Source organism: Saprospiraceae bacterium, assembly GCA_016719615.1.
Classification (GTDB): domain Bacteria; phylum Bacteroidota; class Bacteroidia; order Chitinophagales; family Saprospiraceae; genus Vicinibacter.
Window position 1 is genome coordinate 365,153 of sequence record JADJYQ010000001.1, and the last position, 16,520, is coordinate 381,672.

General features: G+C 39.3%; 10 protein-coding genes and 1 tRNA gene. 5 read left to right on the top strand and 6 right to left on the bottom strand.

What is annotated here, in order from left to right; genetic code table 11:
- Positions 1-146: 146 nt before the first annotated feature.
- The 3 genes from IPM92_01525 to metG form a co-directional block, all read right to left on the bottom strand.
- On the bottom strand, positions 147-1,931 hold the full coding sequence (locus IPM92_01525) for a T9SS type A sorting domain-containing protein (GenBank protein ID MBK9107080.1): 1,785 nt from the start codon (positions 1,929-1,931) through the stop codon (positions 147-149).
- A 90-nt stretch (positions 1,932-2,021) separates the two neighbouring features.
- Positions 2,022-4,916: a hypothetical protein gene (locus IPM92_01530; protein MBK9107081.1), complete on the bottom strand. Its 2,895-nt coding sequence runs from the start codon at positions 4,914-4,916 to the stop codon at positions 2,022-2,024.
- 579 nt (positions 4,917-5,495) lie between these two features.
- Positions 5,496-7,649, bottom strand: coding sequence for a methionine--tRNA ligase (gene metG / locus IPM92_01535; protein MBK9107082.1), 2,154 nt, complete (start codon positions 7,647-7,649; stop codon positions 5,496-5,498).
- A gap of 128 nt (positions 7,650-7,777) precedes the next feature.
- Here metG and IPM92_01540 point away from each other — a divergent pair.
- The 3 genes from IPM92_01540 to IPM92_01550 all read left to right on the top strand — a co-directional run bounded on the left by IPM92_01540 (position 7,778) and on the right by IPM92_01550 (position 10,743).
- Positions 7,778-7,861, top strand: a tRNA-Leu gene (locus IPM92_01540).
- Positions 7,862-8,373: 512 nt separating this feature from the next.
- Positions 8,374-10,314, top strand: a complete 1,941-nt coding sequence (locus IPM92_01545) for a hypothetical protein (GenBank protein ID MBK9107083.1) — start codon at positions 8,374-8,376, stop codon at positions 10,312-10,314.
- A 57-nt stretch (positions 10,315-10,371) separates the two neighbouring features.
- Entirely contained in the window at positions 10,372-10,743 is a 372-nt protein-coding gene (locus IPM92_01550; protein MBK9107084.1) for a VOC family protein, read from the top strand.
- A gap of 302 nt (positions 10,744-11,045) precedes the next feature.
- Here IPM92_01550 and guaB read toward each other — a convergent pair whose 3' ends face one another.
- Positions 11,046-12,527: an IMP dehydrogenase gene (gene guaB, locus IPM92_01555; protein MBK9107085.1), complete on the bottom strand. Its 1,482-nt coding sequence runs from the start codon at positions 12,525-12,527 to the stop codon at positions 11,046-11,048.
- 44 nt (positions 12,528-12,571) lie between these two features.
- On the opposite strand from guaB, the gene IPM92_01560 reads away from it, so the two are divergent.
- Positions 12,572-13,036: a nucleoside deaminase gene (locus IPM92_01560; protein MBK9107086.1), complete on the top strand. Its 465-nt coding sequence runs from the start codon at positions 12,572-12,574 to the stop codon at positions 13,034-13,036.
- A 154-nt stretch (positions 13,037-13,190) separates the two neighbouring features.
- Positions 13,191-13,739 carry a hypothetical protein gene (locus IPM92_01565; protein MBK9107087.1) on the top strand — a complete coding sequence of 183 codons (549 nt, stop codon included), beginning with the start codon at positions 13,191-13,193 and terminating at the stop codon, positions 13,737-13,739.
- A 537-nt stretch (positions 13,740-14,276) separates the two neighbouring features.
- On the opposite strand, the gene IPM92_01570 is transcribed toward IPM92_01565, so the two are convergent.
- Positions 14,277-16,235, bottom strand: coding sequence for a T9SS type A sorting domain-containing protein (locus tag IPM92_01570; protein MBK9107088.1), 1,959 nt, complete (start codon positions 16,233-16,235; stop codon positions 14,277-14,279).
- Positions 16,214-16,396 (bottom strand): hypothetical protein, encoded by a 183-nt coding sequence (locus tag IPM92_01575; protein ID MBK9107089.1) that lies wholly within the window; start codon positions 16,394-16,396, stop codon positions 16,214-16,216. The genes IPM92_01570 and IPM92_01575 overlap by 22 nt, the downstream gene beginning before the upstream one ends.
- Between the last annotated feature and the right edge of the window lie 124 nt (positions 16,397-16,520).

A 16,520-nucleotide genomic window follows, 5' to 3' on the forward strand; every position in this document is an offset into this window, starting at 1 on the left:
GATAAAATTGAAAAGATCTTCAAATACGAAACAATCATGACCAATTTTATCGGGAAGGCTCTCAGACTAACAAAAGCCATTCCTCCAAGCCTACAAAGCTCCAGGCCTACATGCCTTTATCCTGATCTCCTTCATTAGCCTTCCTCCTAAATCTTGACCATCTTCTTAACAAACCACAATTCATCCCTTTCATAAACCCGGACCAAATACACACCGGGTAGCCAATCTTTAGTATCAATTAAATGACTGCCCTGTTTGGCTTTCTGGCTATGTACCCTATTGCCATGAATGTCTGTAATATCAATGAGCATATTTTGTGGATTGTAATCAAGAATATTGATCACCATCGTATGGCTAAAAGGGTTGGGCCAGCTTTGAATTTCTATGTCAGTGATAAACTCATCTTTATTGCTAACAACTCCAATGCGGACCGTTCGACAAAGCGTATCAGCGTCATTCTTGTTTTTTACAATGAGACATACTTCGTAAACGCCAAGTGCTGAAAAACGATGAATGGGATTAACTTCCCTGCTTTTGTTGCCTGGACTGGCAGGATCTCCAAAATCCCAATACCATTCTTCCACTTCATAGGCACTCAGATCGGTAAAGTAAAAGTTTAGGAAGTCTGTACTGTCCTGATTGTACCTCCAGTGACACCGAGGCACATTGTCTATACCCAAACTGTCGCAGATACTGCCATCAATAGGCCCTAATCGGTAATTTGGGAAATTGGGGAGGCACATTTTAATCGTTGGCGAGTATATATCATGCTGTTTGAAATTGCAATTCTCATGGTCTTCATTGGGATTATGAATGACGTGCATGGATCTGGACTGTAGACCTATTTCTTGAAAATATATCTTGCCATCGGGAGCAAATTGCATGGGCCCAAATTCTGTAGAGTTCATAAAGTTTCCCCCAATGTCTTCTCTGAAACCATCGTAAATGCCTGCTATTTCCCTATCTCCCAAACTGTCTCCAACAATTGGAAATTGATATAAAGTGTCCAAAGTGGCATAATATAAATATTTGCTATCTGGTGAAAAGGCACAGCCAGCATCCCAGATAATTTTTTGAAAAGGAACAAATTTTTTCTGAAAATACTCTATTTCACCGCTGCACCTATTGAATTTCATAAAAAATAAATTGTATCTATTTAATAACCCGTCACCTGCTGCAGTAGCTATATAATTTCCGCATTGGGAGAAGAATGTTTGGCCGGATTCTCCACGAGATTTTTTAATCTTAAAGTTGAAGTAGTTATGAAGTTTAACTACTCGGCCACTTAAAAAAAATATATAATACCCAACTTTTGTGTCTTCTGAAATTATTATCCACCAATCTTTACCGTTTGCATGTTTAGTCGCAATTAATGAAGCACTATCTAAAGTGTCACTTAATGTCAGGTTTCTTCGTGATATTAACTCGCCATTATTTTTATTTCTTTTCATATCAACAATGGAATGTTCTAAACTCTTAATGCTTAATCCATAATTTTCAAAATAATAAAATATCTTATTGAAAAGAAAATACGAATTGCTATTTTCAAGGTCTGGAAGTATTAATGTATTCTGCGAACCAACGACCCCTAACTCAGGATATTTAATATCATTGCCCAAATCATCTCCATTTAACATTAAACTGTCATTTGGACCTTCTACATAACCTCCATTGCATGCAAATAAGTAATTTCCATTTATATCGCAAATATTTGCACTGCTTGCTAAAAAATCAATTAGCTTATATTTTTCTTCATAGAATATTGGATTGCCATCTGGCGTATCAAAATCCATGATAGCGCAACCCCAACCTGTGTCGTAAGGATTATCAGCAAAACTTTGACCCATCAACCATTTAAAATCATATTTTTGAGATGATAAGTTTAAAATAAATATTAGGTTGATAAATACAATTGTTAATATAGTTTTCATACTTGTTGGAAAAACCGGAAGCAATGTAAAAATTATTGTACTTGCTTCCGGTATGGTGATTAAAAATTGTTGTAGTGGATTCGCTCCATCTTAACGAAGTAAGACCATTCTTTGATTTGCAAGGGTATTTTTGCCCTCTTTCAATACCAGATAATACATTCCATCAGGTAGCTCTGTAGATTCTAATATAATCACATTAGTCTTATTAACTACTGGATGCTTATGTAACATATGGCCTTGCATATTCAATAATTCCAAATGCAGTGATTCAGAATACTCTGTGGCTTTCAATAGAATAGTTATTTCTCTCGAAACCGGATTTGATTTTAACTCAAAAAAGGGTTTCATTTGAGAAGTAAGCTTGTTTCGTATAATCATCGATGTATCCAAACAATCATAATCGTCATAGCTCTGACTGCCGTACAAATGATATAAGGCTCTGGCTTTATAAACTATGGTGCCGCCAAGTCTGGGACATTGTTCCGCAACATCCAGCAAGATTCCAGCCTGAGTACTGTTGAACGAAAACTCATTTTCTGCAAGCATGGTAAGATGCATTTCGTTTACAGAAACTTCATTGCTGTCAATGATATTTTCCATGTCCACTTCCCCATTAGCATAAATCAGATCATCTTTTCCACTCAGTACTTCGTTGAGATGATCGTCATAGATGCTTAGGAGATCCATCAGCAAGGTATCCATATCGGCGAGTCTTGCTTCGCGGAGGTTGATAGAGGTGGTGCTGTCAGTGTTGTTGCTTGCAATGGTGATCAGACTATCCAAAACCCGGATGGAATCCGATGCAGCTTTAATTCCAATTCCGATATCTTCGAGTTGTTCGAGCTCTGTGCCCGAATACGACAAGAGAGTATCGAGATCAAACCGGATCTCCATCAAATCTGCATATGAACTTCCTGTACTTGATGTATAGAAACTATCCACATAACTGTTCTGGCTATGAGCACTTGCATCTACCCGCAACCTCTCCAACAATTGTCTGCGTCCTTCGTAATCCAGGCTAAAGCCATAATCGCCATCTGCCATTTGTCCGCGAGCAATGAACTCATCGCCCTCATCGATGTCGGCAAATTCCAATTCGCGATCCGGTCCCAGGAATTCCGCATCACAAAGATTGTCTTCAGAACATTCAGCTGATGAACCATCAGATAAACGAAACCAATTGGTCGAGGTATTATTGCAACTTTGTGAAGGATAAATTGTTGGTGGCCATAATGTGGCATTACAAGTCTCGACATAGAACCAAGAAGTTCTTATATCATTTTGATTGCCATTATTGACAGCACCTACTTCATAATATGTAGCAGTTGGAAAAGTTCCGAGCCAAAAATTTCCTTTATCCACCTGACTACCCATCATGGTCGAACCAGAGAGTCTCAGGCCAGCCGACAAACCGCGGATCTCATTGTGTCCATACCCATTGGTGCGCCTGCAATTTCCAATAAAATTGAAGCCATAATCAGTGCCAACGGTATAGTTGCAGCAATAACGGGTATTGCCGGCGTTGAAAGAATGAAAGCCTACAATTTTTTCGAATTCACTGTTGGTCGTTACTGTATTTTCAATGACAAAGCCGTCGCGCGTATCATTGTGAATGATACCCACACCTGAAAATCCTGTTTCGCTTTCATCGTCGAAAGTAACGATATTGTATCCTACGCCGACGTTGATGCAATCTCGTATATCGATACCATTGCATTTGGAGTGCAAACTAAGTTCGTTCCAAGAGACAACCGATCCCAATCCTCTTGCACCAAGGCTTTGAAGCAGAATGCCGATCATGAAATTTTCAGTTGATTCTGTGCCATCCGTAGAGATCACATTATAACTGATCAAAGGAGCAATCAGTGAAGCAGGGAATTCGACGTGAATACCGCGGTTTGTTGCATGGTGGATCACATTGCTCAAAATTTCCGGGGAGTTCATTGCATTTATATCGTGAATGCCAGCCCTGACATATCCGATTTCATTCAAGGCAATATTACTCAGCCAGGCACGATCTCCTGAAATTCCACACAAAGCATTTGTGATGGTATCTCTGTTGGCTTTGAGCCGACTATCTTTAACAAGAATTCCGACACCTTCAGGGTTTGTATAAGCCCTGTTGGAAGCTCCGTGATTCAGCATATTGTTTATAATAAGCCGGTAACATTCCAAATTGGAGTAACGTCCATACACACCCACTTTTACATTGCTGATATAATTCCTGTAATAAGGACTTGCCAAAGAATTACTACCAATAACCAGATTGGCATTGTTCACTTGAAAGCCTGCGTAGGCGCGGCCTCCCGGATTCGGACTGATGCCTGAATAATTTGGTCTTCGCAACATTCCCGCTCCAGAACCCAAGGAAGGATTATCAATCGTATTGTTCTGAAAAATGAGCCGGATATTATGCACTTGTGTAGAGAATCCTGTTCCAGGTATGTAAAAGGCCACATAATTGTGGTAAAATTCATTGTTGTACAAAGTAATATTTGCGGTACCGGAAGCTTTGATTGCATATTGCGCATCATAAATTTCATTTCCGGAAGCCCACAATCGAGCACCTGTATTTACCGTAATTCCTTTCCACAAGGTATCACAAGCATAAATATTATTGTCGATCAACGTAAGCCTTTTGGTATTCAGGATTTGCATCTCAGATCCGGCTTCCATTTCCAAATTACAGCCTGTTACAAAAACATTGATATCCATTTGAACCGTCCCTCTAAAAACATAACACCCGTTGGCCAGATAGCCAGATGGATAATAAGTCGAGAAACTGGTGGTTTGTCCTGTGGCCCCAATGTAATTCGGGTTTTGGACATTGCAATTACATCCGGCATGCAATTGCTGAACGAGCGATAATATCATAAAATAAATAATTGTAAAAGCAGAACGAAGCATTCGCAAATTTACCAGATCCAACCAATGCGCTTTTTTCGAAGGTGCATTCGACCGGAATTTAGCAATGAAGAATTTCAAGCGATTCCTGCCCAAAGACACGCTCTGTTGACCTTGGGGGGGGAGGGCAGTGTTAAATAATGTGAACATAACAATAAAATTAAAAAATGAATAATCAATTACTTTAGGATTCATTGATTTTGATGAATACGAAAACCCCCGCAAGTTTATATAGTTGTTATCACGAATGTATTGTAAAATATTTTTTTTATAAGCACTATAACTGAATACCAAAGATAATCGAAGCAAAAAGCATTGTCAAGTTTTTTAGTTAAATTTTGAAAAATCAGGGTTTACCCTGAGAGCTTGTTTAGACTATAAAAGCCTGGTAAACTGTTAAAATTACGGTGAGTTGAAAGTCAGCCTTGCCGCTAGAATTTTGATTGATTAAATATACTAACATCTGTTAGTAATGATAAAATTTATACGTTGAACTTATCTTCATCAGTTGCAACCTTTAATACCCATTTACCGGGCAAAACCCAAAAAATTAATTAAAAATAAATGCAATTGATAAAACTAACATATGTTAGCATTTGTTGCTTCTAACAGACTAACAGACTAACAGACTAACAGACTAACAGACTAACAGACCTCCCCTCACTTCACAATCGAACCCGTAGCCGCAAATGCATCTGCACTAACAAATGTTAGTTTTCCTTCGCTGTTTTCAGCCATGAGGATCATGCCGTTGGATTCGATGCCTTTGAGCGGTCTTGGTGCCAGGTTGGCCAGGAGAAGTACCTGTCGTCCAATGATCTCTTCCGGTTTGTAGTGCAATGCGATGCCACTTACGACTGTTCGTTTTTCAAAACCGAGATCTAATTCGAGTTTGAGGAGTTTATCAGCTTTGGCTACTTTTTCGGCATGTACAATTTTAGCGGTGCGCAGATCCATTTTGGTAAAATCATCATAACTCACATGAGGCTTCAAGGGTTGATAGCTTGTGTTGATTTCAACTGTAGCTTGTGGCTCGCTTGTGATCTTCGATTGATGCAATTTATCGATTTGCTTTTGGATGGATTCGTCTTCTATTTTGCTAAACAAGTATTGAGCTTCGTTGATTTGGTGACCGCTTTCAATGAGGAATCCTCCTTCTGCAAGATTGTCTAACAGGATGTTCAATTCATTTTCTTCTTGCAGTTCGGGTAGGTTCATCATCTTGCGCAAACGCGATGCAGCAAAGGGCATAAAGGGATGTAAGATCACGCTCAGGGCAACGACGTATTGCAAACTTAAATTCATAACGACCTGGACTGTATCCGGATCCGTTTTTTGCAGTTTCCAGGGTTCGTTATTCTGTAATAATTGGTTTCCGGCCGTACTAATCTCCATCAATTCTTTTAATGCAGATCGGAAGTCGTATTCGCGGATGAATTGCGTGAGTTCCTGGATCTTGTCAAAAAGATAAATCATTTCGGCATCGTGAAATCCACCCAGCTCATCGCCTGCCACGCCTTCGATACTTTGATCGGGATCAAAGTCCGGTACCTGTCCGCCATAATATTTATGCGTGAGACTCAATACTCTGTGAATGAAGTTCGATAAATTATTGACGAGCTCATTATTGTGTGCATCCTGAAATCCTTTCCAGGTAAACTCGCTGTCTTTTTGCTCCGGCATGTTCTTCACGAGATAATACCGAAGTGAATCTTCGTATCCGGGTAGTTCATCCAAAAATTCGTGAACCCAAACCGCCCAATTTCTCGATGTGGATATTTTATCTCCTTCGAGGTTCATAAACTGGTTGGCGGGAACGTTTGCCGGAAGATTAAAACCACCATGTGATCTTAAGATCGCGGGAAATATGATGCAATGAAAAACGATATTGTCTTTACCGATGAAGTGTATGAGTTCAGTTTCCGGATCCTGCCAATACTCTTTCCAATCTTTATTATTTTCTGCTGCCCATTGTTTGGTGGATGAAATATACCCAATCGGGGCATCCATCCAAACGTATAATTTTTTTCCTTCCGACCCTGCAATTTCATGGGGAACATCAACGCCCCAATCCAAGTCGCGAGTCATTGCTCTGGATTGCAATCCGCCATCCAGCCAGGATTTACATTGTCCGATGACGTGATTTTTCCAGGCATCCGGATCGTGGTGGTAAGCGCCATCCAAAGTCCCTTCTTCAATAAAACTTTTCAGCCAGGATTCGTGCTGTTGTAAAGGAAGATACCAGTGTTTGGTTTTTTTGATCTCGGGTGTTTCTCCGGTGAGTACACTTTTAGGAGAAATGAGGTCCATGGGATTTAAGCTGCTACCGCATTGTTCGCACTGATCCCCATAGGCGTTTGTGTTTCCACATTTCGGACAAGTACCCGTGATGTAGCGGTCGGCCAGGAATTGTTTGGCGACAGGATCATAGTATTGTTCGGATTCCAGTTCTTCAAAAGCCCCTTTTTTATAGAGTTCCAAAAAAAATTCCTGGGAGGTTTCGTGGTGCAATTTTGCAGAAGTACGGTGATAATAGTTGAATGAAATGCCGATCCTTTTAAACGTCTCAACAAACTGAGAATGATAGGTGTCTATGATTTCCTGTGCAGTCTTTTTTTCTTTGAGAGCCCTCATGGTAATAGCTGCACCGTGTTCATCCGAACCACAGATAAAGACCATGTCTTTTCCTAAGAGTCTTTGAAAACGAACGTAAACATCAGCTGGCAGGTATGCACCGCAGAGGTGACCCACATGCAGCGGACCGTTCGCATAAGGAAGAGCTGCAGTAACCAGATGTCTTTTATAATGAATCATGGTACCCGGATAATTCCTGCAAAGATAAGCGGAGCCCCGATATATAAGCTTTTTTTATATATTAATGCAGTCCATACATGAATGCCTCTTCTCCTTATTTTTGCACTCCGGTTTTGAGACCGGAAGCAGCCGAAGTGGTGAAATTGGTAGACACGCACGTTTCAGAGGCGTGTGTTCGCGAGGACATGCGGGTTCGAGTCCCGCCTTCGGCACGAGCGATGACAACAAAGTTGTCATCGTGGTGACAATCCCGTTGCCTGATGATTTGGTGATTGAAGAAGTAAGCACGGGATTCGTCAGCATCCCTCCTTCAGCACGAATGCTGACGAAACGAAGTTTGTCAGAATGCCGACCATTAGCGTCGGCATTCAGCATGGGTATGGGTGTGTGAATTTGTTCGAGTGCTGGCTATTCAGACAAATCGCATTTTTAATAATCAATGTTAAAATGTCAGTAAATCAGCTTGCAGACATCCCAGCAAGAATTCTATTTTGAAAATTTGTATTGTTAAATAATTTGAATTTTCAATTCTAATGCAGCCCATTTCCAGTATTCCACACCTAAGAATACCAAATTGAAAGGCAGCTATCCATAAACTAATTCTGAAATCCGATAAGGGATATTTGCAAAAACTGAATACATTTACAAAAGCGGTGTGTTTTTTGCTTGATTTAATTTCGACAATGATAACCCACCATGTTGTGAATTTGGTTAGTGCAAATCAATGAAAGCTTTCTTCATAAATATAGTATATTTCTTGCTTACGGGGACGGCTTTGCTCCGGGCACAGACAGTTATAGAAATACCTACTGATCGAAGCGTATTAAATATTGGCAAGTACGTCGAGATCTATATAGATAGTTCAGCAACACTAACCATGCAATCTGTTTTATCCAATAAACAGAATCTCCGCTTCGAAGCAAGTAAACAGGATGTTCCAAATATCGGAATTACAAAAGCCGTGTTATGGATGCGGTTTAGACTATTCAATCAACACACACAAGATTGTTACCTTGAAATATCTAATAATGGACTTGACAGTATATTCCTGTATGAGGTCCTTGGCGAACAAATATTGAAAACTACAGAATCAGGAGTGGGACTGAGTATACAAGAGCGTGAACTCCATAATAATAATTATCTTTTTCTGCTATGTAATAAAACGGATTCCGTGAAAGAATTCTATCTAAAAGTCCAACATAGCAGAGGAACTATTGTCCCAGTCAAAGTGGGGACATTAAAAGGTTTTGCAGAAGTCTTCCATAAGGAAGATTTTATGATGGGCATCTACATTGGATTTATGTTTTTGATGATCCTATATAATTTGATTCTTTATTTTTCGGTAAAGGATGCGTCCTACATATACTATGTCATTTATGTTTTCTTTATGGCATTTATGAATGCTTCACTAAGTGGATATGCACATGAATACCTGTGGGGCGATTATGCTTGGTTGGGGCAATATGAAGATGTGATTTCCTCCTTATTAGGAATTTCTGGGATATTGTTTGCCATACATTTTCTCCACACCAAGCAGAATGCACCAATTATACATTATGGCTTTGTCGGCCTATTATTGTTATTCAGTATTAATATAGTAATAGTATTATCCGGAAATTTCATGTTGGGAACCATTTATGTTGAAATTTCTGCGCTCTTGTTGATTTGTATTTTTTTTATCGGAGCGATCAGGGTTTTACAATCCGGTTACAAACCTGCTAAATTTTTCTTGTTTGCGTGGACTGCATTACTATCCAGTTTGGTAGTATTTATCCTGAAAGACTTTAATTTAATTCCATATAATACAATTACAGGACATTCATTAAAATTTGGTTCTGCGACAGAAGCTTTGTTGCTTTTATTAGCCTTAGCCAACAAATTGAATACAATTAATAAAGAAAAAGAAGATGCCCAGTTATTGTCACTTCAACAATTAAAAGACAAAGAGATTATCATACAGTCTCAAAATGTGATGCTGGAATCGAAAGTCCGGGAAAGAACGATGGAATTGGCGCTAGAAAAAAAGAAGACTGACGAGTTACTCCTCAATATCCTCCCTGAAGAAACGGCTGAAGAACTAAAGCAAACCGGCATTGCCAAAGCCAAGCGATATGATTCAGTTACAGTGATGTTTACAGATTTTCAGAATTTTACAAAAACCAGTGAGCAATTGGCTCCTGAAGAGCTCGTACAAGAGATCAACCGTTATTATATAGTTTTCGATAACATCATTTCGAAATATAATATTGAAAAGATTAAAACCATCGGAGATAGTTATATGTGTGTTGGTGGGTTACCAGCAGCCAATGAATCACATGCCTGTGATATAGTGCTGGCTGCATTGGATTTTCAAAAATTTATGGAAAAAAATAAAAGGGAATTGTCAGCACTTGGGCTCCGTTATTTTGAGCTGCGCATAGGTATCCATACTGGTCCTGTAGTAGCAGGAATTGTCGGAATTAAGAAATTTGCATACGATATATGGGGCGATACTGTTAACATTGCTTCGCGTATGGAATCATCAGGTGAGATTGGAAAAGTAAATATCAGCGGCGCAACCTATGAATTGGTAAAGGACCAATTTTCATGTTTTTATCGGGGTAAAATTGAAGCCAAACATAAAGGGCAGATCGATATGTATTTTGTAGAAGAAAAGGAAACGTGAATCGTGGTCAGATCAGAAAACCAAAAAAAATTCAACAGCAATTAAAACAATCAATACATGAAAAATCCAGCAGGCTCTTTTGGATGGGCTGATCTTTGCGTGGAAAATGCAGATCAGATCCGCGATTTTTATTCCGACGTCATTGGTTACAATTTTAGCGAAGTGGACATGGGTGGATACTCCGATTTTTGTATGAACTCTCCGGACGATGGACAAACGAAAACGGGAATTTGTTTTGCGCGAGGTTCTAATAGTGAGCTTCCGCCCGTTTGGCTCATTTATTTTTACGTTCACAATCTCGATGAAAGTTTGGAAAAATTAGTTGCCGGGAACGGAAAAATTATTTCCGGCCCCAAGAGTATGGGTGCTGCTAAATATGCGATAATCCAGGATCCGGCCGGAGCGTATTGTGCTTTGTATCAGGAGTAGCAGGAATGTTATTTTTTATAACTCACAACTGTTAGTGTTTATAACAAAATTTCTATTGCAAGCAAATAAAAGCTGTTCCGAAAATTATGATGATCTTGCGTAGCTATGGCACGCTGCGTTTCGAGGATATATTTGGCTATCGATATGCTGTCCCTGACGGGACGCAGAGATGCGATGCGCTCTTTGAACAAGCAACAACTCGCGACATGATCAAGTAATTATCAATAATAAGATTTTTTATGTAGGTCATCCAACATCCAACATCCATCAACCAACAACTAACAACCAACAACCACCCCCCATTATCTCCTTGTATAATTCGGAGATTCTTTGGTGATCGTAATATTATGAGGATGTGATTCGTTGAGGCCACTGTTGGAAATGCGGACGAGTTTTGCTTTGTGCATTTCTTTAATGTTACGGGCACCAACATAACCCATGCTAGCGCGCAATCCACCAATGTACTGCACCATTACCTCGGAGACAAGTCCTTTATAAGGAACGCGCCCTTCGATACCTTCGGGTACTAGTTTTTTAATATCATCTTCAACATCCTGAAAATATCGGTCTTTGCTTCCGAGTTGCATGGAGCCCAGTGAGCCCATACCGCGATAAACTTTAAATTTTCTTCCTTCGAAAATAATTGTTTCGCCCGGAGCTTCTTCAGTTCCGGCAAAAAGTGAACCGGCCATTATGGTGCTGGCTCCTGCTGCGAGAGCTTTAGGTATGTCGCCAGTATATCTTATTCCGCCATCGCCTATGATGGGAATACCTTTTTTGGATAGCGCTTTTGCAGCCAATGCTATGGCCGTAAGTTGTGGAACACCTACACCTGCAACAACCCTTGTTGTGCAAATACTTCCGGGGCCTACCCCTACTTTTACAGCATTGACACCTGCGGCAGCCAAAGCTAAAGCAGCCTCACCAGTAGCAATATTACCACCAATGATTTGCAGGTTTTTAAATTTCTTGCGCACTTTTTTGATCATATCTATCACTCCTTTTGAATGGCCATGAGCTGTATCTATACAAATGACATCTACGTCAACCTGTACCAATGCTTCAATGCGGTCCATGGTATCGGCCGAAATACCCACAGCGGCACCAACAACCAATCTGCCCAAGGCATCTTTACAAGAATTCGGATAATTATGAATTTTCATGATATCCTTGTAAGTGATAAGGCCAATGAGTGTCCCGTCCTTTTTGACGACGGGTAGTTTTTCGATTTTATATTTTTGGAGTATAGTTTTAGCTTTTTCTAAAGTAGTGCCCGCTGGAGCAGTAATCAGATTTTCGCGGGTCATGATTTCCGAAATAGGTTTTTGCGGATGAGCCTCGAAACGTAAGTCCCTGTTCGTCAAAATACCCACCAATTTGTAATCAATATCTACCACCGGAATTCCACCAATCCGATGTTTGGCCATAAGCCCCATGGCGTCCTTTACCTTTGCATCGACACTCAGCGTAACAGGGTCGATAATCATGCCACTTTCAGATCTTTTAACACTGCGCACCTGTTCTGCCTGTTGCTCAATACTCATATTTTTATGAATGAATCCTAGCCCGCCTTCTCTGGCCATCGAAATGGCAAGGTCTTTTTCGGTTACCGTGTCCATAGCAGCGGAAACAATGGGGACATTGATCCGAATATCACTGGTTAATTGGCTAGAGATATCAGTCTCCCTGGGCAATACCTCAGAATAAGCAGGGACTAGTAAAACATCATCGAAAGTAAGGGCTTCCTGAGCTGGAAATTGTGTGGAAAAGAAATGTGGTTCCATGTGCAAAGATATAACTTTACCCGTGAATTGACAAAATGATAGAAATGATTCAGGTGTTTGACGATGATTATTTTATGAAAATGGCATTGGAACAGGCGAGAAAGGCTGGTAAGGAAGGAGAAATACCTATCGGGGCGGTTCTGGTATCCGGGCATTATATTCTTGCTAAATCGCATAATCAAACAGAGCTTTTACATGATGTTACTGCCCATGCGGAGATCCTATGCATAACGTCTGCATCTCAACATTTACAAAGTAAATATTTGAAACAATGCACCTTGTACATCACCCTCGAACCTTGTCCAATGTGTGCAGCAGCCCTTCGATGGGCTCAACTGGGGCGATTGGTTTATGCAGCCGAAGATGAAAAAATGGGTTACCTGCGCTATGGGAATACGCTGTTGCATCCGAATACAAAAATTGAGTTTGGCTTGAGAAGAGAAGAGGCGGCCAAGTTGTTGACAGATTTTTTTGTTCAGAAAAGGGAACTGAAGGCCTTCAGAAAATAATTTTAGGAAAGCTTCAAAGCTAATTTTTGTACTGATTGAATGACAGTGCGCGATATTCGTTAAGAAAAATAAAAAATAATTGGGCTTATGGTTAAATTGTATTAAAGTTTCAGAGTCTAAGTATCAATTGACCTACCTTCGAAAAAAAAAGACTATGAAATACTTGACCGTTTCAGCATTATTCATTTTCATGTTGGCCATTAACAGCTGCAGTCCAACATTGACACCTTTTACCCAAAAGTTATATGAAGATTACCGATGGACCGAAGAGGATCTCAAGCGCATCCAATTTTATTTATCAGAAGATATTGTTTTGCGCAGAAAGTTTACTGATGGCGAATCAAGGATACAGGATGGAAAAATCAAAACCATCAAAGGCGAAAAAGTGGAAGAGGTCATTTTTCGAAGAGGCACACCTTGTGTCTACCTTTTTTCTCCAAAAACGAATCGGTTTGCCATCAGCTTTGAATCTGCAGAACCTCCAAAGTACCTGATGTTTGGACCGAATCCAAAATACAGCAACCGATTTATGTTGTTGGGCAAAGAATGGGACCGAAATTCAGGGACCATTACTTATAGTGGTGTGAATTGGTATACCACCACATCATCTGCGGTGAGTTGTTTGTTGGTTGACCTACAAAAAGCCAATGTTACAGAGCATCAAACTAAAGTCGTAAAAGGTCAGAGAGTAGGCGATAGATGACGCAACTAACAATCGTTCGTTGGGCTAATATGTCTAATTTTTGCTCTATAATCCATAATCTATTATCCATAATCATCTTGCCTACCTACGGCACGCGGTGATTCATTTTACATTTTTCTATCGATATTTTGTTCCTTTGGGACAGGGGATCATAAGTCAATTTAATGCAAATCAATGCCGGCTTCAGCCGGATACGAAGACGAAAAGACAAAAAAATAATAATATGAAAACGTAATCCATAAGGCACATAAAATGAACCTCAATTATCAATAGGAATGGGCTTCAACCCATTCCGGTCCAGGAGTCTTATCAATATTTATTAACAATAAAAGTTCGGAAAAATAATTTAAAAATAATTGAAATTTATTGAACTAACATTTGTTAGCACTTGTTGTTTTCTATCAGACTATCAGACTATCAGACTATCAGACTATCAGACTATCAGACTATCAGACTATCAGACTATCAGACTATCAGACTATCAGACTATCAGACTATCAGACTATCAGACTATCAGCCCTCTCCTTCCAAGCTTCCTCAAAATTTCATCACCTTTTTATGTAGGCTTCCTCTTTCCATTTCAAGGACAACTACATACACTCCATTTGGCATCAACATTCCATTGGAATTCAATCCATCCCAGCGGTAACTTAAATAATTGTTTTTGTTAAGTTGGGTTTCAAATTTGCGAAGCAGGCGTCCAGACAGATCCATGATTTTTCCTTGAATTTTATTATTATCAGGAACTTGATTTTTAAAATGGATTTCAATATTCAAATGGTCCGCAAAAGGATTGGGGTAAACTTTAAGATCCCATAAACTATCTCTATTGAAATCATCATTTGCGGTCGGTACGTTATTTTCATCTATACAGTTACTACAATATAAGCTGGTATCTTCTACGCAAAGGAAGGCAGTATATAAACTTAAAACACGAGCATCTATACTTTTTCGGATAATGTCAATGGAGTTTGCATTTCCGCTGGAGGATGATTCCAGACTTTGAATACCTTGCGCCTGCCATTGTGTTTTTGCACTTGAATCCATTTGAATGACTGAATTTTCATCGATGGTAAGTGTGTGAAAAAATAATTCATTACTAATTTCACCATTGAGTTCAATAGTTAGCGGAAATGAGCCTTTAAAAATTCCTGTTTGCCGGATGTATGCATTCACAGAAGTATTTACTCCTGTATTTTGTAAATTGTATTTTCCATAACTGATACCTTGTGAAGGTTTAAAGTACATGTCAAAATGTTTAATAACAGGTAATGCGTCACCAGCGGCTTCCGACAAAGCATTTATAAAAGTTTTGCCTGATTTTGTATTTATATAATAACCACCAAAAAGCGTTGCCAAATTTAACAAAAGGTACTCGTTGTCGTAATAAAGTTTGTTGTTGAAATAACTGGATCTTATTCTTTTGCCATAATCGAGTATGGAAAACTTATAAGCAGATTGATTGAGTATTCTTATTTCTTTGATCAATCCATTGGCGGCATCAAAATTGTTGAACTGATCTGAATTGTTAAGCAAGACGATGTTTCCGGTATTGCCTTTTTCATCCATAAAGTTGATACCCGATGCGATCATGGCAGGCAAGTTGCTAAAATTAGAAATTCTCGATTTTGCCAGATCAAAAGCTAAATCAATGTTTTCTGCGGTTGCAGAATGCCAGGTGCTAAAAGTAGGCTGGACATTGATATGAGTAACGATAAGGTTGAATGAATCTGTAGCTTTTAGTGTTTTTTTAAGTTCATTTTTAAGATTTGTTAAAACAGTTTCTTTTGGTAGGACTGGGTCTTCCTGGTAATCCACCAGGTACATTATTTTGCTTGATTTTACTTCATTGATGAAATAGCCTGGCTGAATGGCAAGTTGATAATAATTTTCTTCACCGTTTTTATAATGGCCCACATAAACAGGTTCTTGCTTGGGATGTGAATAAAATAAATTAGTGGATTTAAAACTACCAATTGGCGCAAGAGTTGTGGTTTTATAGTTTCCTAAGACAGGATCTGTTCCACTTACCAATGGCGAAGTATTTGGATTATCCAAACGTATAAATTTGAAATCATCATTTTCCCAAAGGAGAATCGGAAAATCCAATGGAATGTTTTTACTGGCATTGGGAATGTCGTGAGGAATGGCGACCGACAATTCTGAATTTCCCCATTCAAATGGAACCAGATAAGTAATTTTAACCTGCCGCTTTTCAGATCCGCCCATAGGAAAAACACGCAGACTGTAATTTGTCGATGTATGTTTTCTTAGCAGTGATGGGTCTTTTCTGCGGTTTACAATATTTTCATAAATGTTAGAAGCAGTCCAGACATCTAATATGGCAGCCTGGCAAATGTCGTTGCCAATCCATAACCATGAATCTGTGACAATGGCTTTTTCGGGTAGATTAAATTGAAGCACCACTTCCAGAGAGTCGTTGACTTTATAGTTTAAATCTCTGGCAGAAAAAGTCAGATATAAACCATATTCCAAAAAAGACCTTTCGGCCTGACAGATAAGAGTATGTCCTCTATAGTACCTTGTTTTGTGACTCCTGTTACCCTTACATCACCTACGCGTAGCGAGGTTTGTCCAAAAGTAATAAAGCTCAGGCAAAGGAAAGCCAATGAGCAAAAAACTTGTCTCTTTTGCATGGTTATTGATTTTAATAGTATAACGATTTGTTTAGGACAAATGTTAATGAATACTGAAAAGAATTTTAATGTTGATAATCCTGACAATGGATCAGGACTAAAGGAAAAAGACCAAAGCCTGGAG

Coding starts and splice junctions, on each gene's coding strand:
- guaB (MBK9107085.1), bottom strand. CDS start 12,527: ATGGAACCACATTTCTTTTCCACACAATTTCCAGCTCAGGAAGCCCTT.
- IPM92_01575 (MBK9107089.1), bottom strand. CDS start 16,396: ATGCAAAAGAGACAAGTTTTTTGCTCATTGGCTTTCCTTTGCCTGAGC.
- IPM92_01565 (MBK9107087.1), top strand. CDS start 13,191: ATGAAATACTTGACCGTTTCAGCATTATTCATTTTCATGTTGGCCATT.
- IPM92_01560 (MBK9107086.1), top strand. CDS start 12,572: ATGATTCAGGTGTTTGACGATGATTATTTTATGAAAATGGCATTGGAA.
- IPM92_01550 (MBK9107084.1), top strand. CDS start 10,372: ATGAAAAATCCAGCAGGCTCTTTTGGATGGGCTGATCTTTGCGTGGAA.
- IPM92_01545 (MBK9107083.1), top strand. CDS start 8,374: ATGAAAGCTTTCTTCATAAATATAGTATATTTCTTGCTTACGGGGACG.
- IPM92_01525 (MBK9107080.1), bottom strand. CDS start 1,931: ATGAAAACTATATTAACAATTGTATTTATCAACCTAATATTTATTTTA.
- metG (MBK9107082.1), bottom strand. CDS start 7,649: ATGATTCATTATAAAAGACATCTGGTTACTGCAGCTCTTCCTTATGCG.